19 protein-coding genes and 2 tRNA genes are annotated in these 21,333 nt (G+C 69.9%); 12 read left to right on the forward strand and 9 right to left on the reverse strand.

Annotation, left to right across the window (positions count from 1 at the left end):
- Window positions 1–14: 14 nt before the first annotated feature.
- The 8 genes from ACFY15_RS06040 to rpmH form a co-directional block, all read right to left on the reverse strand.
- Complete coding sequence (locus tag ACFY15_RS06040; protein WP_390686190.1) at window positions 15–1,115, reverse strand: ParB/RepB/Spo0J family partition protein; 1,101 nt, start codon at window positions 1,113–1,115, stop codon at window positions 15–17.
- Window positions 1,112–2,233, reverse strand: a complete 1,122-nt coding sequence (locus tag ACFY15_RS06045; protein WP_390686191.1) for a ParA family protein — start codon at window positions 2,231–2,233, stop codon at window positions 1,112–1,114. Before ACFY15_RS06045 ends, ACFY15_RS06040 begins: the two co-directional genes overlap by 4 nt.
- 255 nt (window positions 2,234–2,488) lie before the next feature.
- A complete protein-coding gene (gene rsmG, locus ACFY15_RS06050) occupies window positions 2,489–3,205 on the reverse strand; it encodes a 16S rRNA (guanine(527)-N(7))-methyltransferase RsmG (protein ID WP_042810509.1) in 717 nt (238 codons plus the stop codon).
- Window positions 3,206–3,321: 116 nt separating this feature from the next.
- Window positions 3,322–3,834, reverse strand: coding sequence for a protein jag (locus ACFY15_RS06055; protein WP_390825098.1), 513 nt, complete (start codon window positions 3,832–3,834; stop codon window positions 3,322–3,324).
- 14 nt (window positions 3,835–3,848) lie between these two features.
- A complete protein-coding gene (gene yidC, locus ACFY15_RS06060; RefSeq protein ID WP_390686193.1) occupies window positions 3,849–4,955 on the reverse strand; it encodes a membrane protein insertase YidC in 1,107 nt (368 codons plus the stop codon).
- Between the two features lie 3 nt (window positions 4,956–4,958).
- On the reverse strand, window positions 4,959–5,240 hold the full coding sequence (yidD, locus tag ACFY15_RS06065) for a membrane protein insertion efficiency factor YidD (protein ID WP_390686194.1): 282 nt from the start codon (window positions 5,238–5,240) through the stop codon (window positions 4,959–4,961).
- Window positions 5,237–5,611, reverse strand: coding sequence for a ribonuclease P protein component (rnpA, locus tag ACFY15_RS06070; protein WP_390686195.1), 375 nt, complete (start codon window positions 5,609–5,611; stop codon window positions 5,237–5,239). Before rnpA ends, yidD begins: the two co-directional genes overlap by 4 nt.
- Before the next feature lie 21 nt (window positions 5,612–5,632).
- Window positions 5,633–5,770 (reverse strand): 50S ribosomal protein L34, encoded by a 138-nt coding sequence (gene rpmH / locus ACFY15_RS06075; protein WP_018547628.1) that lies wholly within the window; start codon window positions 5,768–5,770, stop codon window positions 5,633–5,635.
- A gap of 401 nt (window positions 5,771–6,171) precedes the next feature.
- Between rpmH and dnaA the strand changes: the two genes are divergently transcribed.
- From dnaA to ACFY15_RS06125, 10 genes are all read left to right on the forward strand, one after another.
- Window positions 6,172–7,872 carry a chromosomal replication initiator protein DnaA gene (dnaA, locus tag ACFY15_RS06080; RefSeq protein WP_390686196.1) on the forward strand — a complete coding sequence of 567 codons (1,701 nt, stop codon included), beginning with the start codon at window positions 6,172–6,174 and terminating at the stop codon, window positions 7,870–7,872.
- Between the two features lie 863 nt (window positions 7,873–8,735).
- Window positions 8,736–9,866 (forward strand): DNA polymerase III subunit beta, encoded by a 1,131-nt coding sequence (gene dnaN / locus ACFY15_RS06085; protein ID WP_344160297.1) that lies wholly within the window; start codon window positions 8,736–8,738, stop codon window positions 9,864–9,866.
- Between the two features lie 194 nt (window positions 9,867–10,060).
- Complete coding sequence (gene gnd, locus ACFY15_RS06090; RefSeq protein ID WP_042815744.1) at window positions 10,061–10,936, forward strand: phosphogluconate dehydrogenase (NAD(+)-dependent, decarboxylating); 876 nt, start codon at window positions 10,061–10,063, stop codon at window positions 10,934–10,936.
- Between the two features lie 56 nt (window positions 10,937–10,992).
- Window positions 10,993–12,129: a DNA replication/repair protein RecF gene (gene recF, locus ACFY15_RS06095; RefSeq protein ID WP_390686197.1), complete on the forward strand. Its 1,137-nt coding sequence runs from the start codon at window positions 10,993–10,995 to the stop codon at window positions 12,127–12,129.
- A gap of 119 nt (window positions 12,130–12,248) precedes the next feature.
- Window positions 12,249–12,728, forward strand: coding sequence for a DUF721 domain-containing protein (locus ACFY15_RS06100; RefSeq protein ID WP_390686380.1), 480 nt, complete (start codon window positions 12,249–12,251; stop codon window positions 12,726–12,728).
- Window positions 12,729–13,063: 335 nt separating this feature from the next.
- Window positions 13,064–15,085, forward strand: coding sequence for a DNA topoisomerase (ATP-hydrolyzing) subunit B (gene gyrB, locus ACFY15_RS06105; protein WP_390686381.1), 2,022 nt, complete (start codon window positions 13,064–13,066; stop codon window positions 15,083–15,085).
- 41 nt (window positions 15,086–15,126) lie between these two features.
- Window positions 15,127–17,739, forward strand: a complete 2,613-nt coding sequence (gene gyrA, locus ACFY15_RS06110; protein WP_390825099.1) for a DNA gyrase subunit A — start codon at window positions 15,127–15,129, stop codon at window positions 17,737–17,739.
- 3 nt (window positions 17,740–17,742) lie between these two features.
- Complete coding sequence (locus ACFY15_RS06115; protein ID WP_390686199.1) at window positions 17,743–18,411, forward strand: DUF3566 domain-containing protein; 669 nt, start codon at window positions 17,743–17,745, stop codon at window positions 18,409–18,411.
- A gap of 95 nt (window positions 18,412–18,506) precedes the next feature.
- Window positions 18,507–18,580: transfer RNA gene (locus ACFY15_RS06120), tRNA-Ile, on the forward strand.
- A gap of 144 nt (window positions 18,581–18,724) precedes the next feature.
- Window positions 18,725–18,859, forward strand: a complete 135-nt coding sequence (locus ACFY15_RS06125) for a DLW-39 family protein (protein WP_208809277.1) — start codon at window positions 18,725–18,727, stop codon at window positions 18,857–18,859.
- A gap of 954 nt (window positions 18,860–19,813) precedes the next feature.
- Here the strand turns inward: ACFY15_RS06125 and ACFY15_RS06130 are convergent.
- Window positions 19,814–20,362: a transcriptional regulator gene (locus ACFY15_RS06130; protein ID WP_042817888.1), complete on the reverse strand. Its 549-nt coding sequence runs from the start codon at window positions 20,360–20,362 to the stop codon at window positions 19,814–19,816.
- Window positions 20,363–20,524: 162 nt separating this feature from the next.
- Here ACFY15_RS06130 and ACFY15_RS06135 point away from each other — a divergent pair.
- Both ACFY15_RS06135 and ACFY15_RS06140 read left to right on the forward strand, forming a co-directional pair.
- Window positions 20,525–20,597: transfer RNA gene (locus ACFY15_RS06135), tRNA-Ala, on the forward strand.
- Between the two features lie 246 nt (window positions 20,598–20,843).
- Complete coding sequence (locus tag ACFY15_RS06140; protein WP_390686200.1) at window positions 20,844–21,311, forward strand: LysM peptidoglycan-binding domain-containing protein; 468 nt, start codon at window positions 20,844–20,846, stop codon at window positions 21,309–21,311.
- Window positions 21,312–21,333 lie beyond the last annotated feature (22 nt).

Consider the following 21,333-nt stretch of genomic DNA (forward strand, 5'->3'; position numbering starts at 1 on the left):
CAGGAGACGAGGGGCTACTCCCCGGAGAGGCCCTGCTCCAGCACCCGGCCCTCGCCCGGCGCCAGGGTCCCCAGGATCCGTTCCAGATCCTCCATCGACGCGAACTCGACGGTGATCTTTCCCTTCTTCTGGCCCAGATCCACCTTCACCCGCGTCTCGAACCGGTCCGACAGGCGCGTCGCCAGCTCGCTGAGCGCGGGCGACACCCGGCCGCCGGCCCGAGGGCCCTTGGGCTTCACGGTGCTCGCGGTGCCCGACGGCTCGGAGCCCATCAGCTGCACGATCTCCTCGACCGAACGCACCGACAGGCCCTCGGCCACGATCCGCTGGGCGAGACGGAACTGCTCCTCGGCGTTCTCCACGCCCAGCAGGGCCCGCGCATGACCCGCCAGCAGCACACCGGCGGCCACCTTCTTCTGCACCTCCGGCGTGAGCCGCAGCAGCCGCAGGGTGTTGGTGACCTGCGGACGCGAGCGTCCGATCCGGTCCGCCAGCTGGTCGTGCGTGCAGTTGAACTCCCGCAGCAGCTGGTCGTACGCGGCCGCCTCCTCCAGCGGGTTCAGCTGGACCCGGTGCAGGTTCTCCAGCAGGGCGTCCAGCAGGAGCTTGTCGTCGTCCGTCGCCCGGATGATCGCCGGGATCCGCTCCAGCCCCGCCTGACCGCAGGCGCGGAAGCGCCGCTCGCCCATGATCAGTTCATAGCGCCCGGGCTCGGCCTCCCGGACCACCACGGGCTGGAGCAGGCCCACCGTCTGGATCGAGGTCACCAACTCGGCGAGCGCATCCTCGTCGAGGTGCTCCATGTTGCGCGGCTGGCGCGGGTTCGGCGTGATGGCGTCCAGCGGGAGTTCCGCGAACGTCGCCCCCGCCACCTCCTCCTCCGGCCGGGCCGGTGCGGGCACGGCCGCCGGCTCACCCGGGGCCGATCCTCCACGTGGAACATCGGTCTGCGTCAGCACGGCGAGCTTCGCCGCGGCGACGCCCCGCTCCGACGTCAGTACCGGCACCGCCGAAGGAGAGGTGGACCCGCCGCCCGTCACCGGCGTCTTCTCCTGGGGAGCGGCCGGGATCAGCGCGCCGAGCCCCCGCCCCAGACCCCTACGTCGCTCGCTCACTGGATCCCCTCCGCCATACTCTGCGTGCTGTTCATGCCCGTGCCCATGGGGGCGCTCGGGGCGTCGTAATGGATTCCGGCTCCCCGGAGCGCGATCTCCCGCGCCGCCTCCCGGTAGGAGAGGGCGCCGCTGGAACCCGGGTCGTACGTGAGGACGGTCTGCCCGTAGCTCGGAGCCTCCGAGATGCGCACCGACCGCGGGATGCTCGTGCGCAGCACCTCCTCGCCGAAGTGGGTGCGCACCTCCTCCGCCACCTGCGAGGCGAGCCGGGTCCTGCCGTCGTACATCGTCAGCAGGATCGTGGACACGTGCAGGGTCGGGTTCAGGTGGGCCCGCACCAGGTCGACGTTGCGCAGGAGCTGGCCCAGCCCCTCCAGCGCGTAGTACTCGCACTGGATCGGGATCAGCACCTCCGCGCCCGCCACGAGGGCGTTCACGGTCAGCAGGCCCAGGGACGGCGGGCAGTCGATCAGGATGTAGTCGAGCGGCTGCTCGTACGCCTGGATCGCACGCTGGAGCCGGCTCTCGCGGGCCACCAGGGACACGAGCTCGATCTCCGCACCCGCGAGGTCGATGGTGGCGGGGGCGCAGAAGAGGCCCTCCACGTCCACCACCGGCTGGACGACCTCCAGCAGCGGCCGGCTGTCGACGAGCACGTCGTAGATGGAGGGCACGTCCGCGTGGTGGTCGATCCCGAGTGCCGTCGAGGCGTTGCCCTGCGGGTCCAGGTCGATCACGAGCACGCGGGCACCGTGCTGGGCCAGGGAGGCCGCCAGGTTCACGGTCGTCGTGGTCTTGCCCACGCCGCCCTTCTGGTTGGCGACCACCATGATCCGCGTCTGCGCCGGCCGGGGCAGCGGGACACCGGAACGCCCGATGGACTCCACCGCCAGCTGCGCGGCGCGCTCGATGGGGGTGTCCTCGGTGTCGTCGTTGTCCACGAGGGGCAACGAGGTCTCTCCCCCGGCCACCACCGGGGGCGCCTCGGGCGAGACATCGCCTGGCGGTTCAGAGCGGGGACCGGGGACCGGATCGGTCATCGGCCCCGCGAGGTTGGCGTCGGACCGCACGGTGTCACTCTCCTCGGCAGCGGGCTCGCGATGAACAGAGCCTGCCATGCCACCCGGGTCGCGAACCAGCGGGGCCCGTGCTCCTGTGGATGAATCCGCCGTTGTGGACAGCTCCGTCACCCCCGCGTCCTGGCGGGGACGGGGGGCGGCAGCAGCCCGGCCGCGGCTGATGATTCCGTGCAGCAGAGAGCGATGTTTCACGTGAAACACGATGCCGGGGCGGAGACTTCAGCCCTCTACGACACTCCGAAATCCGCACCTATAGGGCCCAACCCGCCCCAAAACCCACCTACGGCACGAAGATCAACGGCGCCTGCGCGTCCGGCCGACCCGCGCGGCCTTCGCCCGCTTGGCCGCGAAACGCACCCCGCCGGGGCTCTCCCCGACCTCCACCCGGACCACCGTGGACAGGGGATCGACCACGCCCTCGCCGACCTGGAGCACTGAGGTCTTCACCACACCCAGCTTGCTGAGGGCCACCTTCGCCGAGACCAGCTCCTCCTCGGCCGTGTCGCCCTTGAGCGCGAGCATCTCGCCGTAGGGACGCAGCAGCGGCACGCCCCAGCCCGCCAGCCGGTCCAGCGGGGCCACCGCGCGTGCCGTCACCACGTGCACCGGCTGGACCTTGCCGAGCACTTCCTCGGCCCGGCCGCGCACCACCGTGACATGGTCCAGTCCCAGCAGCTCGACGGCCTCCTGGAGGAAGGTCGTCCGGCGCAGCAGCGGCTCCAGCAGGGTGATCTTCAGGTCCCGCCGGACCAGGGCCAGCGGGATACCGGGCAGGCCGGCGCCCGAACCCACGTCGCACACGGTGACGCCGGCGGGCACCACCTCGGAGAGCACCGCGCAGTTCAGCAGGTGCCGCTCCCACAGCCGGGGAACCTCACGGGGCCCGATGAGGCCTCGTTTGACGCCCGCGTCCGCGAGCAGCTCCGCATACCGCACAGCTTCCGGGAAAAACTCACCGAACACCGCGCGCGCCTCTTCAGGCGCCGGGGGAAGCTCCGCTGCCTCCGTCACGGGGACCGTCCTTCCGTACAGAACCGCTCACGTCAAACCGTGGTCGTTCAACTGCCAGGCTTACAAACATCGGCCCCGCCTGCGACACAGGCGGGGCCGACTCACACCATTCCGGGTCAGGCCGGAAGCACAACGACGAAGCGCTGCGGCTCCTCGCCCTCGGACTCGCTCTTGAGACCGGCGGCCGCCACGGCGTCGTGGACGACCTTGCGCTCGAACGGGGTCATCGGAGCGAGCTTCAGCGGCTCGCCCGAGACCTTCACGTCCGCCGCGGCCTTGGCGCCCAGGGCCGCCAGCTCCGCACGCTTCTTCGCCCGGAAGCCCGCGATGTCCAGCATCAGCCGGCTGCGGTCCCCGGTCTCCCGGTGCACCGCGAGGCGGGTCAGCTCCTGGAGAGCCTCCAGGACCTCACCGTCGCGGCCCACGAGCTTCTGCAGGTCGCGGCTGCTCGAGTCGCTGACGATCGACACCGAGGCGCGGTCGGCCTCGACGTCCATGTCGATGTCGCCGTCCAGGTCGGCGATGTCCAGCAGACCCTCGAGGTAGTCGGCCGCGATCTCACCCTCCTGCTCGAGGCGGGTGAGGGTGTCGCCACTCTCAGCGGCGGCGGTGGTGGTGCCTTCCGTCACGGGAGGGACTCCTTCTACTTCTTCGAGGGCTTACTGGGGGGCGTCTGGCGCTTCGACTTCGACTGGCGCTTGGGCTGCTGCCGCTTCGTCGCGACGCCACCGCTCGCCGAGTCCGCGTCCGCAGTGGCCTCGGAACTCCTGATCACGGAACCGTCCGCCTGCGCGGCCATGCCCTGCTTCGACAGCGCGGTGATGAACTTGCGCTCGTTGTCGTTGCGGTCCGGGCCCTTGGCCACGATCGCCGCGACGATCTTCTTCTTGCCCCGGCCCTTGACGTTCCCGTGCGTGGAGACGTGCTTCAGCAGACGGGTCAGGTACTGGTCCTGCGCCTTGCTGCCCGGGGTCGGGTTCTGGTTGATCACGTACATCTGCTGGCCCATGGTCCACACGTTGGTGGTCAGCCAGTAGACGAGGACACCGACGGGGAAGTTGATGCCCATGAAGGCGAAGATCAGCGGGAAGATGTACATGAGCATCTTCTGCTGCTGCATGAACGGCGTCTTGACCGAGAGGTCCACGTTCTTCTGCATCAGCTGGCGCTGCGTGTAGAACTGCGACAGCGACATCATGACGATCATGACCGCGGTCACGATCCGGACGTCGGTCAGGGAGGCGCCGAGGGCGGCGACCTTCTCCTCGCTGTCCGTGAACTTCGCCGCCAGCGGGGCACCGAAGATGTGCGCCTGGCGCGCGCTCTCCAGGAGCGACTGGTTGATGACGCCGATGGTCTGGCCGTTGGCGATGGCCGAGAGCACGTGGTACAGCGCGAAGAAGAACGGGGACTGCGCCAGGATGGGAAGGCACGAGGAGAGCGGGTTGGTACCCGTCTCCTTGTACAGCTTCATCATCTCTTCGGACTGGCGCTGTTTGTCGTTCTTGTAGCGCTCCTGGATCGCCTTCATCTTCGGCTGGAGCGCCTGCATGCCACGCGTCGCCTTGATCTGCTTCACGAAGAGCGGGATCAGGCAGATGCGGATCAAGACCACCAGGGACACGATGGACAGGCCCCAGGCCCAACCGCTGTCCGGCCCGAAGAGCGCGCCGTACAGGCTGTGGAACTGGACGATGACCCACGAGACTGGCGTGGTGATAAAGCTGAACAGACTGGCAATCGTGTCCACTAATCAGGCTCCTTGAGCATTGCGAGGTCGACGCAACGCACTGCGCAGCTGCTCGTGCCAACGCGGGCGTTTACGAGGTGGGACATGGTCGACACCGCCGGGGGACCACGGGTTGCACCGCAGGATCCGCCAGGCGGTCAGGACCGATCCCTTCACCGCACCATGCCGGTCGATGGCCGTGAACCCGTAGTGCGAGCACGAGGGGTAATAGCGGCACACCGGCCCGAGCAGCGGACTGATCGTCCACTGGTACAGCTTGATCAAAGCGAGCAGCGGGTACTTCATCGAGCCGCGCCTCCGAGGAGCCGCACCAGAGCGGCATCCAGGTCCCGGGCCAATTCGTCGACGCCGGCCTCACCCGCTCCGGGCAACGCCCGCACCACCACCAGGCTACCGGCGGGCAGCACGGAGAGCCGATCCCGTACGAGGTGACGCAGACGACGCTTGACCCGGTTACGGATCACCGCGCCGCCTACGGCCTTGCTGACGACGAAACCCGCACGCGTCGAGGGATCAGTCTCCCCCGGCCCGTGCGGGTCCGTTGCACCGCTTGTACGTAGGTGGACGACGAGGAGCGGGCGACCGGCCCGACGGCCTCGGCGCACCGCGCTCGCGAAGTCCTCGCGCCGCCTCAGCCGATTTTCGGGAGACAGCACGACGTCACGACCTGCGCGTTGTTACGCGGAGAGGGCGGCGCGGCCCTTGCTGCGGCGGTTCGCCAGGATGGCGCGACCGGCGCGGGTACGCATACGCAGACGGAAGCCGTGGGTCTTGGCACGACGGCGGTTGTTCGGCTGGAAGGTGCGCTTGCTCACTCGGGGGCTCCAGAAAATGAATCGTTGTGGCGGTACATCGCCTGGCTGTCACCGTGCGCCCACGAGGAACTCGCGTGTTCGCCCGAGTGGACACCGCTAAATGATCACAATCAGTGACCTTCGCCCATCGGTAGGCAGGCGGCAGCAGCCATCGACAACTCGACCTCGCTACGGTACGCGGGGCTACGCCATCCGGTCAAACCGAGCGCCCTCTGCCCCACACTGTGCACAGGCTGTGGACAACGACTTGAACCGCAGCCACCGGCCTGACTACCGTGGTCTGATCCCTGTTTTTTGTCCCGACCGTCCCAAAGAACCACACATTCGTGGGACGAGGGACCTGTGAGAGAGCGTGCTCTGTGGCTGACGTACCTGCCGATCTTGCCGCAGTGTGGCCACGCGTGCTCGAGAAGCTGCTCGGCGAGGGTCAGCAGGGGATCGAGCCGAAGGACAAGCAGTGGGTGGAGCGCTGCCAGCCGCTGGCCCTGGTCGCGGACACCGCCCTGCTCGCCGTCCCCAACGAATGGGGCAAGCGGGTCCTGGAGGGCCGTCTCGCGCCGCTGATCAGCGACGCCCTCAGCCGCGAGTGTGGCCGCCCGATCCGCATCGCCATCACGGTGGACGACTCCGCCGGCGAGCCCGCGCCCCCCGCCGCGCCCGCCCCCTCCTCCCGCGAGGCCTACGAGCCGTACGGCGGCCCGCGCCCGGGCCCCGGCGAGGAGCAGCTGCCCACCGCCCGCCCCGCCTACCCGGACTACCAGCAGCCGCGCCCCGAGCCCGGCGCCTGGCCCCGCGGCGGCCAGGACGACTACGGCTGGCAGCAGCAGCGCTTCCCCGAGCGGGACCCGTACGCCTCCCCGCAGCCCGGCTACCTCCAGCAGCCCGAGGCCGGCGGCTACGACCAGGGCGGCTACGAGCAGCAGAAGTACGAACCCCCGCAGTACGAGCCGCAGCAGTACGACCAGCCGTCGTACGAGCAGCCCGCGCCGCGTCCGGCCCCCGGCCGGCCCACGCCCGCACCGCCGCCGTCGGCCCCCTCCGGCGGTTCCACCTCGGGCCCGCTGGAGCCGACCGCCCGGCTGAACCCCAAGTACCTCTTCGACACCTTCGTCATCGGTGCCTCCAACCGCTTCGCGCACGCTGCCGCGGTGGCCGTCGCCGAGGCGCCCGCGAAGGCCTACAACCCCCTCTTCATCTACGGGGAGTCGGGCCTCGGCAAGACGCACCTGCTGCATGCCATCGGGCACTACGCGCGGAGCCTCTACCCGGGCACCCGGGTGCGGTACGTGAGCTCGGAGGAGTTCACCAACGAGTTCATCAACTCCATCCGCGACGGCAAGGGCGACGCGTTCCGCAAGCGCTACCGCGAGATGGACATCCTGCTCGTCGACGACATCCAGTTCCTGGCGAGCAAGGAGTCGACGCAGGAGGAGTTCTTCCACACCTTCAACACGCTCCACAACGCCAACAAGCAGATCGTGCTGTCCTCCGACCGGCCGCCCAAGCAGCTGGTCACGCTGGAGGACCGGCTCCGCAACCGCTTCGAGTGGGGCCTGATCACCGACGTCCAGCCGCCCGAGCTGGAGACCCGGATCGCGATCCTGCGCAAGAAGGCGGTCCAGGAGCAGCTCAACGCCCCTCCGGAGGTGCTGGAGTTCATCGCCTCCCGCATCTCGCGCAACATCCGCGAGCTGGAGGGGGCGCTGATCCGGGTCACGGCGTTCGCGAGCCTCAACCGGCAGCCGGTGGACCTGGGTCTGACGGAGGACGTCCTCAAGAACCTGATCCCGGGCGGCGAGGACAGCGCGCCCGAGATCACCGCCGCCGACATCATGGCGGCCACCGCGGACTACTTCGGGCTGACCGTGGACGACCTGTGCGGATCCTCGCGCAGCCGGGTGCTGGTGACGGCGCGGCAGATCGCCATGTACCTGTGCCGGGAGCTGACCGACCTGTCCCTGCCGAAGATCGGGGCCCAGTTCGGCGGCCGCGACCACACCACCGTCATGCACGCGGACCGCAAGATCCGCGCCCTGATGGCGGAGCGGCGTTCCATCTACAACCAGGTCACGGAGCTCACCAACCGCATCAAGAACGGCTGACGACGGGCCTCGGTCGGCGCGTCGGGGGCCTCTCAGACCCCGGCACAGGGCGCCCTCGGAACGAACCGGGGGCGCCCTTTGTCGTTCGTGCGCCCCTGCTCTGTTCGAATACGCCCCCTGGAGAGGCAGTTGTCCACAGATTCCCCAACTTTCTCCTGTCCACAGGCTGAGGACAGTGCTGCTCACCCACAATCTGTCCACAGGGGTGCGGGTTGAGGGATCATCAGCCCAGGTCAGGGACGTGTGGAATTGTGCGCAAGCCTCATCCACAGCCTGTGGACAGAAAAATCATCCACAGGCTCGTCCACTCCTCTGTCCACCGCCGACTCACAGGTTCGCGCATCCTGTGCACAGGTTCCCGACGGTTCTCCACACGGTTGTCCACTGTTCGGCAACCGGCCCCCTCCCATCACCGGCACGAGTGAAAGCCGTCACACGGATGTCGACGTTTGGGCTGTGGACTTCTGGGGAAAAACTGGGGACACACCTGTGGAGTAGTGGGGGCCCCCTGGGGACGGCCTGTGCAGAACTTTCCTTTCTCCACAGAGACACCGTGTTGTCCACCGGTGCCACCCACAGGGTGTGGGGATAAAAAACTGGGTCTGACCTGCGAAGACGAGCTTTTCCACCGTTTCCACAGGCCCTACTACTACCCCCATAGACAGTTGGCGTGGATTCGGTTTTCAAGCAGGTCCTGTGCACAACTCGCCGGACGGCCGTCCCGCCGCCTCGCTCCCGACTTGACCGCCAGCCGCAACGACTGTCGGCGCCGTACGTCAGACTGGTCACCGGCATCGGTCGAGGCATCGACGACCGACGACGAAGGCCGGCAGACGAGCGAGCAACAGCAGGAGGCGGTTCCGGTGAAGATCCGGGTGGAGCGCGACGTACTCGCGGAGGCGGTGGCCTGGGCCGCACGCAGCCTCCCGGCCCGGCCGCCGGTGCCCGTGCTCGCGGGCCTGCTGCTCAAGGCCGAGGACGGGACCCTGTCCCTCTCCGGCTTCGACTACGAGGTCTCGGCCCGCGTCTCCGTCGAGGCGGACGTGGAGGAGGACGGCACCGTCCTCGTCTCCGGCCGGCTCCTCGCCGACATCTGCCGCGCCCTCCCCAACCGCCCGGTGGAGATTTCCACAGACGGTGTACGGGCGACCGTGGTCTGCGGCTCCTCGCGGTTCACACTCCACACCCTGCCTGTGGAGGAGTACCCGGCCCTGCCGCAGATGCCCACCGCCACCGGCACCGTCCCCGGCGAGGTCTTCGCCTCCGCCGCCGCCCAGGTGGCCATCGCCGCCGGCCGCGACGACACGCTGCCCGTGCTGACCGGTGTCCGCATCGAGATCGAGGGCGACCGCGTCACCCTGGCCTCCACCGACCGCTACCGCTTCGCGGTCCGCGAGTTCCTGTGGAAGCCGGAGAACCCGGACGCCTCGGCCGTGGCCCTGGTGCCCGCCAAGACCCTCCTCGACACCGCCAAGTCCCTCACCAGCGGCGACACCGTCACCCTGGCGCTCTCCGGCTCCGGCCAGGGCGAGGGCCTCATCGGCTTCGAGGGTGCGGGCCGCCGCACCACCACCCGCCTGCTCGAGGGCGACCTGCCGAAGTACCGCACGCTCTTCCCGACGGAGTTCAACTCGGTCGCGGTGATCGAGACCGCCCCCTTCGTCGAGGCCGTGAAGCGCGTGGCCCTGGTCGCCGAGCGCAACACCCCGGTCCGCCTCAGCTTCGAGCAGGGCGTCCTCATCCTGGAGGCCGGCTCCAGCGACGATGCACAGGCTGTGGAGCGCGTCGACGCGACGCTGGAGGGTGACGACATCTCGATCGCCTTCAACCCGACCTTCCTGCTCGACGGCCTGAGCGCGATCGACTCGCCGGCCGCCCAGCTCAGCTTCACCACCTCGACGAAGCCCGCCCTGCTCAGCGGCCGTCCGGCGGTCGACGCGGAGGCTGACGAGGCCTACAAGTACCTGATCATGCCGGTCCGCCTCTCCGGCTGACGCCCCTGCGCGCACCGGTACCGGGCCCGGACCCGCAGCAGCGGGCGCCGGGCCCGGCGCCGTGCGGAGCGGCCCCGCGCCACCGCCCGGCGTAGGCTCGGACCCGGCGGGCGACCCAGGAGAAAACGGCCGGAAACCACCGGTCCCCGGGGAGCCCCGATACAGACGGCCCCAACGCTTAAGGAACCCACCTGATGGAGCTCGGTCTCGTCGGTCTCGGCAAGATGGGCGGCAACATGCGCGAGCGCATCCGCCGCGCAGGCCACACCGTCATCGGATACGACCGCAATCCGGACCTCGCCGATGTCCACAGCCTGCGGGAGCTTGTGGACAGCCTCCAGGCCCCCCGCGTGGTGTGGGTCATGGTCCCGGCAGGCGCCGCGACGCAGTCCACCGTGGACGAGCTGGCGGAGCTGCTCTCCCCCGGCGACATCGTCGTGGACGGCGGCAACTCCCGCTGGACGGACGACGAGAAGCACGCCAAGGAGCTCGAGGCCAAGGGCATCGGCTTCGTCGACTGCGGCGTCTCCGGCGGCGTCTGGGGCCTGGAGAACGGCTACGCGCTGATGTACGGCGGCGACGAGAAGCACGTCGCCGCGGTCCAGCCGGTCTTCGACGCCCTCAAGCCCGAGGGTGACTTCGGCTCCGTCCACGCGGGCAAGGTCGGCGCCGGCCACTTCGCGAAGATGGTCCACAACGGCATCGAGTACGCCATGATGCAGGCCTACGCCGAGGGCTGGGAGCTCCTGGAGAAGGTGGACTCGGTCACCGACGTCCGCGAGGTGTTCCGGTCCTGGCAGGAGGGCACGGTCATCCGCTCCTGGCTGCTGGACCTGGCCGTGAACGCCCTGGACGAGGACGAGCACCTCGAGGGCCTCAAGGGCTTCGCCCAGGACTCGGGCGAGGGCCGCTGGACCGTCGAGGCGGCGATCGACAACGCGGTGCCGCTGCCGGCGATCACCGCCTCGCTCTTCGCCCGCTTCGCGTCCCGCCAGGACGACTCGCCGCAGATGAAGATGATCGCGGCGCTGCGCAACCAGTTCGGCGGCCACGCGGTCGAGAAGAAGTAACCGCACCACAGCACCACAGAGCACAGCAGCAGGAAGCCGGGGGAGGTCGGCGCCGTATGCACGTCTCGCATCTCTCGTTGGCCGACTTCCGCTCGTACGCCCGGGCCGAGGTCCCCCTCGCCCCGGGCGTCACGGCTTTCGTGGGCCCCAACGGCCAGGGGAAGACGAACCTCGTCGAGGCCGTCGGCTACCTGGCCACCCTGGGCAGCCACCGGGTGTCCTCCGACGCCCCCCTGGTGCGGATGGGCGCCGACCGCGCCGTCGTCCGCGCCGCCGTGACCCAGGGCGAGCGCCAGCAGCTGGTCGAACTGGAGCTCAACCCGGGGCGCGCCAACCGGGCGCGCATCAACCGGTCCTCGCAGGTCAGGCCGCGGGACGTGCTGGGCATCGTACGGACCGTGCTGTTCGCCCCCGAGGACCTGGCCCTGGTCAAGGGCGACCCGGGCGAGCGGCGCCGGTTCCTGGACGAGCTGGTCACCGCCCGCTCCCCGCGCATGGCGGCCGTCCGCTCCGACTACGAGCGGGTGCTCAAGCAGCGCAACACCCTGCTGAAGTCGGCGGCGATGGCCCGCCGGCACGGCGGCCGCTCCATGGACCTGTCCACCCTCGACGTGTGGGACCAGCACCTCGCCCGCGCGGGCGCCGAGCTGCTCGCCCACCGGCTCGACCTGATCGCGACCCTGCTGCCGCTGGCCGACAAGGCATACGAGCAGCTCGCGCCCGGCGGCGGCCCGCTCGGGCTCGCCTACAGGGCCTCCGTCGGCGAGGGCGTCGACAGCGGCGGGCCCCGGACCCGCGAGGCGCTCTACGAGGTGCTCCTGGCGGGTCTGTCCGAGGTGCGCAAGCAGGAGATCGAGCGCGGCGTGACCCTCGTCGGGCCGCACCGCGACGACGTGCTCCTGCACCTCGGCGACCTCCCGGCCAAGGGGTACGCCAGCCACGGCGAGTCCTGGTCGTACGCGCTGGCACTGCGGCTGGCCTCGTACGAGCTGCTGCGCTCGGAGGGCAACGAGCCGGTGCTGATCCTGGACGACGTCTTCGCGGAGCTCGACGCCCGCCGCCGTGAGCGGCTCGCGGAACTGGTGGCCCCGGGCGAGCAGGTCCTGGTGACGGCGGCGGTGGACGACGACGTGCCGGGCGTGCTGACGGGGACGCGGTTCGCGGTGTCCGGCGGTGAGGTGACCCGGCTGTGAACGGCGGCTCCGACACCGGCGGCTCCGGCAGCGTCCCCCGCGGCGACGGCACCGGCGTCCCCCGCGGCGACGGCACCGGGGGGGACCGGGAGCGGCGCCGGGCCGCCGAGCCCTCCGGCGTGGACCTGGCCCGCCAGGCCCTGGCCGCCGCGCGCGAGCAGGCCCGGGCGCGGGGCAACGCGGCCACCGGGAGGAAGAACCGGCAGCAGCCCGGGCTGCGCTCCGGCGCCCGCGCCGACGCCCGGGATCCGATGCCGCTGATGGCGGCGCTGGACCGGCTGCGCACCGAGCGCGGCTGGGAGATGCCGATCGCGGTCGCCGGGGTGATGGAGCGCTGGGCGGACATCGTCGGTCCGGAGATCGCCGCGCACTGCGAACCGGAACGCTACGAGGACCGTGAGCTCCTGGTCCGCTGCGACTCCTCGGCCTGGGCCGCCCAGCTGAAGCTGCTGGCCCCGCAGCTGGTGGCCCGGCTCAACGCGGAGCTCGGCCAGGGCACCGTCCGGATGATCAAGGTCCAGGGGCCCGGCGCCCGCCCCAAGCGGTACGGGCCGCTGCGCGCCCCGGGCAGTTCCGGCCCCGGCGATACCTACGGGTAGCCCTCTGCGGGGCCCCGCGCCCCGCCCCTCGGAGTCCGACGGGACGGGGCGCCGAATGCGGCGTCCCTCACGGTAGCCGTGGGTTGACAGGCCGAAGCGCTGGACGCCCGTGTGAGCCTCTTTGGGCCCCTCCCTGGATATGGGGAGTCGGAGAGAGGAGGTTCAGGGCGGCACATGCGGACTCAGGCACCGGCAAACCCCCACTCATGTCAGTGGTACCGGTAGACTGGAGACAATCCCGCCCGATTGGCGGGGAGACACCCGACAACGCAGACAACGCAGATCGACGCGGCCGCTCCCGCCGGTGCACATGCTGGTCCGGAGTACGGGCTGCGCTGTGCCAGAAAGGGCGCTTCGTGGCCGATTCCGGCGACTCCAACGAGAAGAATTACGACGCCAGTGCGATCCAGGTCCTCGAGGGCCTGGACGCGGTCCGCAAGCGGCCGGGTATGTACATCGGCTCGACGGGTGAGCGTGGGCTGCACCACCTCGTCTACGAGGTCGTCGACAACTCGGTCGACGAGGCGCTGGCCGGGCACGCGGACACCATCGACGTGACGATCCTCGCCGACGGCGGGGTGCGCGTGATCGACAACGGCCGAGGCATCCCGGTCGGCATCGTGCCGTCCGAGGGGAAGCCGGCCGTCGAGGTCGTCCTGACGGTCCTGCACGCCGGCGGCAAGTTCGGCGGCGGCGGCTACGCCGTCTCCGGCGGTCTGCACGGCGTCGGCGTGTCCGTCGTGAACGCCCTGTCCACGAAGGTCGCGGTCGAGGTCAAGACGGACGGCCACCGCTGGACCCAGGACTACAAGCTGGGCGTGCCGACGGCCCCGCTGGCCAAGAACGAGGAGACCGGCGAGCACGGCACGTCGGTGACGTTCTGGGCCGACGGGGACATCTTCGAGACCACCGAGTACTCCTTCGAGACGCTGTCGCGGCGCTTCCAGGAGATGGCCTTCCTCAACAAGGGCCTGACCCTGACGCTGACCGACGAGCGCGAGTCGGCGAAGGCCACGGCGGGCGCGGACGACCCGGACGCGGACATCACCGAGCCGCAGGCGCGCACGGTGAAGTACCACTACGAGGGCGGCATCGTCGACTTCGTGAAGTACCTCAACTCGCGCAAGGGCGAGCTGATCCACCCCACCGTCATCGACGTCGAGGCCGAGGACAAGGAGCGCATGCTCTCGGTCGAGATCGCCATGCAGTGGAACTCGCAGTACACCGAGGGCGTCTACTCCTTCGCGAACACGATCCACACGCACGAGGGCGGCACCCACGAGGAGGGCTTCCGCGCTGCGCTGACGGGTCTGGTGAACCGTTACGCGCGTGACAAGAAGCTGCTCCGCGAGAAGGACGACAACCTCGCCGGCGAGGACATCCGCGAGGGTCTGACGGCGATCATCTCGGTCAAGCTGGGCGAGCCCCAGTTCGAGGGCCAGACCAAGACCAAGCTGGGCAACACCGAGGCCAAGACCTTCGTGCAGAAGGTCGTCCACGAGCACCTCAGCGACTGGTTCGACCGCAACCCGGTCGAGGCCGCGGACATCGTCCGCAAGGCCATCCAGGCGGCCACGGCCCGCGTCGCGGCCCGCAAGGCCCGCGACCTGACCCGCCGCAAGGGCCTCCTGGAGAGCGCCTCGCTGCCGGGCAAGCTCTCGGACTGCCAGTCGAACGACCCGACCAAGTGCGAGATCTTCATCGTCGAGGGTGACTCCGCCGGCGGTTCCGCGAAGTCCGGCCGCAACCCGATGTACCAGGCCATCCTGCCCATCCGCGGCAAGATCCTGAACGTCGAGAAGGCCCGTATCGACAAGATCCTCCAGAACACCGAGGTCCAGGCGCTGATCAGCGCCTTCGGCACCGGTGTGCACGAGGACTTCGACATCGAGAAGCTCCGCTATCACAAGATCATCCTGATGGCGGACGCCGACGTCGACGGCCAGCACATCAACACCCTGCTGCTGACCTTCCTGTTCCGCTTCATGCGTCCGCTGGTCGAGGCCGGGCACGTCTACCTGTCCCGCCCGCCGCTCTACAAGATCAAGTGGGGCCGCGACGACTTCGAGTACGCGTACTCGGACCGTGAGCGCGACGCCCTGGTCGAGCTCGGCAAGCAGAACGGCAAGCGGATCAAGGAAGACTCGATCCAGCGCTTCAAGGGTCTGGGCGAGATGAACGCCGAGGAGCTGCGCGTCACCACCATGGACGTGGACCACCGTGTGCTCGGCCAGGTCACGCTGGACGACGCGGCGCAGGCCGACGACCTGTTCTCGGTGCTGATGGGTGAGGACGTCGAGGCGCGGCGCTCCTTCATCCAGCGCAACGCCAAGGACGTCCGCTTCCTCGACATCTGAGTCGGCCTCCGCTGACCGCCTGAAAGGACTTCTGACCAGCAATGGCCGACGAAACCACCCCCACCGCAGAGAATCCCGCGGAGGAGCAGCCCGTGCTGCGCATCGAGCCCGTCGGGCTCGAGACGGAGATGCAGCGCTCCTACCTCGACTACGCGATGTCCGTCATCGTCTCCCGCGCGCTGCCCGACGTGCGGGACGGCCTCAAGCCCGTCCACCGGCGCGTGCTGTACGCGATGTACGACGGCGGCTACCGGCCCGAGAAGGGCTTCTACAAGTGCGCCCGCGTCGTCGGCGACGTCATGGGCACCTACCACCCGCACGGCGACAGCTCCATCTACGACGCCCTGGTCCGCCTGGCCCAGCCGTGGTCGATGCGCATGCCGCTGGTGGACTCCAACGGCAACTTCGGCTCCCCGGGCAACGACCCGGCGGCCGCCATGCGCTACACCGAGTGCAAGCTCATGCCGCTGGCCATGGAGATGCTCCGGGACATCGACGAGGAGACCGTCGACTTCCAGGACAACTACGACGGCCGCAACCAGGAGCCGACCGTCCTGCCGGCGCGGTTCCCGAACCTGCTCGTCAACGGCTCCGCCGGCATCGCCGTCGGCATGGCCACCAACATCCCGCCGCACAACCTGCGCGAGGTCGCGGCCGGCGCCCAGTGGGCGCTGGAGCACCCGGACGCCACGCACGAGGAGCTCCAGGACGCGCTCATCGAGCGCATCAAGGGCCCGGACTTCCCGACCGGCGCCCTGGTCGTGGGCTGCAAGGGCATCGAGGAGGCGTACCGGACCGGTCGCGGCTCCATCACGATGCGCGCCGTGGTCGAGGTCGAGGAGATCCAGAACCGCCAGTGCCTGGTGGTCACGGAGCTCCCGTACCAGACCAACCCCGACAACCTGGCGCAGAAGATCGCCGACCTGGTGAAGGACGGCAAGATCGGCGGCATCGCCGACGTCCGCGACGAGACCTCGTCCCGGACCGGCCAGCGCCTGGTGATCGTGCTCAAGCGGGACGCCGTCGCCAAGGTCGTGCTGAACAACCTGTACAAGCACACCGACCTGCAGACGAACTTCGGCGCGAACATGCTGGCGCTGGTGGACGGGGTGCCGCGCACCCTGTCGATCGACGCGTTCATCCGCCACTGGGTGCAGCACCAGATCGAGGTCATCGTCCGCCGTACGCGCTTCCGCCTGCGCAAGGCGGAGGAGCGGGCGCACATCCTGCGCGGCCTGCTCAAGGCGCTGGACGCCATCGACGAGGTCATCGCCCTCATCCGGCGCAGCAACACCGTCGAGATCGCGCGTGAGGGCCTGATGGGCCTCCTGGAGATCGACGAGATCCAGGCGAACGCCATCCTGGAGATGCAGCTGCGCCGCCTGGCGGCCCTGGAGCGCCAGAAGATCGTCGCCGAGCACGACGAGCTCCAGGCGAAGATCAACGAGTACAACGCGATCCTGGCCTCGCCGGAGAAGCAGCGCTCGATCGTCAGCGAGGAACTGGCCGCGATCGTCGAGAAGTACGGCGACGACCGGCGCTCCAAGCTGGTGCCCTTCGACGGTGACATGTCCATCGAGGACCTGATCGCCGAAGAGGACATCGTCGTCACCATCACGCACGGCGGCTACGTCAAGCGCACCAAGACCGAGGACTACCGCTCGCAGAAGCGCGGCGGCAAGGGCGTGCGCGGCACGAAGCTGAAGCAGGACGACCTGGTCGACCACTTCTTCGTGTCCACCACGCACCACTGGCTGCTGTTCTTCACCAACAAGGGCCGCGTCTACCGGTCCAAGGCGTACGAGCTGCCGGACGCCGGCCGTGACGCCCGCGGGCAGCACGTGGCGAACCTGCTGGCCTTCCAGCCGGACGAGAAGATCGCCCAGATCCTCGCGATCCGCGACTACGAGGCGGCGCCCTACCTGATCCTGGCCACCAAGGCCGGCCTGGTGAAGAAGACGGCGCTGAAGGACTACGACTCGCCGCGTTCCGGTGGCGTCATCGCCATCAACCTCCGGGAGACCGAGGACGGGGGCGACGACGAGCTGATCGGCGCCGAGCTGGTGTCCGCCGAGGACGATCTGCTGCTGATCAGCAAGAAGGCGCAGTCGATCCGCTTCACGGCGACGGACGAGGCGCTGCGCCCGATGGGGCGCGCCACCTCGGGCGTGAAGGGCATGAGCTTCCGCGAGGGTGACGAACTGCTGTCCATGAGCGTGGTGCGTCCGGGCACGTTCGTGTTCACCGCGACCGACGGCGGCTACGCCAAGCGGACCGCGGTGGACGAGTACCGCGTCCAGGGCCGCGGCGGTCTGGGCATCAAGGCCGCCAAGATCGTCGAGGACCGCGGGTCGCTCGTGGGCGCGCTGGTCGTGGACGAATCGGACGAGATCCTCGCGATCACGCTCAGCGGCGGTGTGATCCGCACGCGAGTCAACGAAGTCCGGGAGACGGGCCGTGACACCATGGGCGTCCAGCTGATCAACCTGGGCAAGCGGGATGCCGTGGTGGGTATCGCCCGCAACGCCGAGGCCGGTCAGGAAGCTGACGAGGTCGACGAGACCGAGACAGGGATCGAGACCGCGGCAGCCGAGGCAACGGCCGTCGAGGCCGCCGGGGGCGAAGGGTCCTCGGATCGGGAGCACGAGGAGTAAGTCGTGAGTGGAGCCACGGGCGCCGGACCGGCCAAGACTGGAGCGAACGGTGCCCGTGGCCCCGCCGCGGAATCCCAGGGCGGGGGTACCCCCGCCGAAGGCAGGGGGGGAACCGTGACGGACACCCGAGGACCGCAGTCGGAGCCGCAGGCGAAGCCGCAGTCCCAGTCCAAGCAGAAGCAGAAGTCCGGCGCGGCCAAGGACGCCGCCGAGCAGCCCTACCACCCCCCGCAGGCCTACGCGGCGCCCGCGGGGCCGGGCAAGCAGCGGGCGCCCCGTCCGGGGACCCGTACGACGCCCAGGACGCGCAAGGCGCGGCTGCGGGTGGCCAAGGCCGACCCGTGGTCGGTGATGAAGGTCAGCTTCCTGCTGTCCATCGCGCTCGGTGTCTGCACGATCGTGGCGTCCGCGGTGCTGTGGATGGTCATGGACGCCATGGGCATCTTCTCGACCGTCGGCGGCACGATCAGCGAGGCCACCGGTTCGAACGAGGGCAACGGGTTCGACCTCCAGTCGTTCCTGTCGCTGCCGCGCGTACTGATCTTCACCTCGGTCATCGCGGTGATCGACGTCGTGCTGATGACCGCCCTGGCGACGCTGGGCGCGTTCATCTACAACCTGTCGGCGGGCTTCGTGGGCGGCGTGGAGCTCACGCTGGCCGAGGACGAATGACCCGATGACTGACCTGCGGGAAAGCCCCGCGGGAGCGGATTTGGGTTCCACTGCGTCTGTGCGCTAATCTTCAGGAGTCAGCGCGCAGGCGCGGAGGGGCTATAGCTCAGTTGGTTAGAGCGCATCCCTGATAAGGATGAGGCCACAGGTTCAAATCCTGTTAGCCCCACAGAGTCGAAGACCCCCAGTCCTCAGGACTGGGGGTCTTCGCCGTTGGGCCGTCCAGGGCCCCCTAGATAACCGATCGGTATCGGTCGGTGTGTATTGTTGGCGCCCAGAAGTCCCCAACGTCAACGAAAGACGAGGTCGCGCGGTGAAGAAGCTGCTCCTGGTCGCACTGGCCGCCATCGGCGGGCTCCTCGTGTACCGCCAGATCCAGGCGGACCGCGCCGAGCAGGACCTGTGGACGGAGGCAACCGACTCCGTGCCTTCCGGTTCCGGCGTGTGAGCCCCACGTTTGATCTCATGAAGCCCCGGCTGCCGCTGCAGTCGGGGCTTCGTGCTGTTCAGGGGGCTCTGGCGCTGGGGGCCTGGGGGCCGGCGCGCCGAGGCGGGCCGTCGGGATGGCGTGATCATGTGGCGCAGGCCAGAGGGGTGTTGGGGGCCCTGTGGGGTGAAGCCGGGCGGGAGCGGGGCCAGTTGGTCGAAGGCCTTGACCCGTTCCTCGTCCTCGACCGGGAAGGGGAACGGCCGGTCGGCCTCGGCAAGGGCCTTGCGCGCCCCTGTGGCGCTGCGGAACCGGTTCTGGGGCTCCGGGTGCAGGAGGTGCGCGACGGCGTCCCACAGCGGCGCCGAGACCCCTTCAGGGATGTCGGGGAGACCGTGGCCGGAGAACTGTTCGACCAGTGACCGGGATTCGGGCTTGCGGCCCGTCGGCACGTACAGGGCGAGCGGCCCGACGGCGTAGCGGTAGTCGGACGGCCGGGTGCGGCCGCCCCCTTCCCGGTGGCCTCCGGCAGGATGCCGGCCGGCGTGACGTCGCGGTGGACGACGCCCTCCGCGTGCACCGCCGCCGGCCCCGACACGAGCTGGTCGGGCAGGACGCACGCGAGGCGGGGCGGCAGCGGCCCGCAGTCCGCGACCACCTGGGCCGGGGTGCCGCCGCCGACCAGGTCCCTGGTGAGCGGACCTCGCCGTCGTCGGCCGCCCAGCCGGAGGGGGCGAGTACGTGCGGGTGGCCGATGCGCAGGGCCTGCTCGCGCACGAACCCCGGGAGCGTGCGGGCGTCGCCCCGGAGGAGCACCTTCACCGCGACGTACCGGTTCCGGCGTCGGTCCCAGGCCCGCCAGACGGCACCCGCGCCGCCCCGGCCCGCCCGGTCGACCAGCTCGTACCGGCCGGCGAAGACCTCACGCGTCGCCGCGCCCGTCCCCCCGTTCCGCCCCCGTCCGCCCCCGGTGCGTCAGTTCTGGTGGGCCTCGTAGTGGGCCACCGCCTCGGCCGTGCGCCCGGCGCCGTACACCCGCAGGAACTCGGCCAGTTCGGGGTGGCTCGGGGCGAGGGCGTTCGCCGCGTCGATGATGTCGCCCGCCGCCGAGACAGACCGCAGCAGCGACTGGATCTCCCGGACCACCCGCTTGACGGTGGGGGCGCCGGAACTCGTCGTGGTCTGGCCGCTGTTGCTGAGGACGGACCCTCCCTGGGTGTTCTTGATCTCGTCCATCCGGTCGGTGGCCTCGCCGGCGCTGACGCTGCCGTCCGCCACCTGCCCGGCGAGGTCCTGGAGGGCCTGGACCCGCTGGACGACGGCCGGGTTGCCGATCTTGGCGCGCTGCCCGCTCATCAGCTGGGACAGCATGGGCGCCGACAGTCCGAGGACAGCAGCGAGGCGAGCCTGGTTCAGGCCGAGGTCATCTATGAGCCGCCGGAACAGGGCGCCCAGCGGCTCCCCGTACCAACTGCGCTGAAGCTCCCGGGCTCTGGCGGTTGCCTCTTGCTGTACTGCGTCCACTCTTCCTACTCCCCTTCGCTGGTGCGAACCTCGCGAGCATCTTACGGAGCGTGGTCGCGGGGCGGGAGTCCCTATCATTTTGCGGGATGAGGGGGTGCACCGGGTACTCTGTCCTGCGGAACGGACACTCCCTCCCGGGGGAGGACCCGCGTCCGGACGCACGGGGCCTTAGCTCAGTTGGTAGAGCGCTGCTTTTGCAAGGCAGATGTCAGGAGTTCGAATCTCCTAGGCTCCACTTCAAGAGACCCCCTGACCTGCGGAAACGTCGGTCAGGGGGTCTTCTGTCATCCCCCTTTCCCGTCGTCTCCCCGGAACTCCGGCAAGGGACACGGTGAGTGACAGCCGGACGGCACGGGGGGCGGCCGGCCGGCGGGGTCCCCCGGACGGCCCGGCCACAGGGCCCCGGCGCTCCCCGTGGCCGACAGTGGGTGGAGGCAGGCACGCAGGGGGCACACCCACACCACGCCGGAGGCACACGCAGATGGGGCTCTTCGATTTCCTGAAGCACGACAAGAAGAAGCAGGCGGAGCAGAAGGAGCAGCAGGCCGCCGAGCGCGGCGCGGGAGCCGCCCCGCCGACGCCGTCCGACATGGGGTCGAAGTACGCCGACGCGTCCGGGGCCGGCAAGGCGGCGGCCGAGCGGGCGGCCGGCGCGCCGAAGGCCGCCATGCCGAGGACCGCGGCGGGGCAGGCCCGGCCGCACCCGGCGCCGGCCGAGCCCAGCGACCTGTCGGCCGCGCACAAGGCCGTGCCCGTGCCGCCGAGGCCGCCGGCCGCCGCCAAGAAGCGTACGTACACCGTCAGGGCGGGGGACTCGCTCGCCGCGATCGCCCGCCGCGAGCTCGGCAACGAGGCCCGCTGGCGCGAGCTGTACGCGATGAACCGGGGCGTGATCGGCGCCAACCCCGACCTCATCCAGCCGGGGCAGGTGCTGACCCTGCCCGGCTGAGCGGGCGTCCCGCATGACGGCG

This window comes from Streptomyces sp. NPDC001373 (assembly GCF_042895815.1).
In the GTDB taxonomy this organism is placed as follows: domain Bacteria; phylum Actinomycetota; class Actinomycetes; order Streptomycetales; family Streptomycetaceae; genus Streptomyces.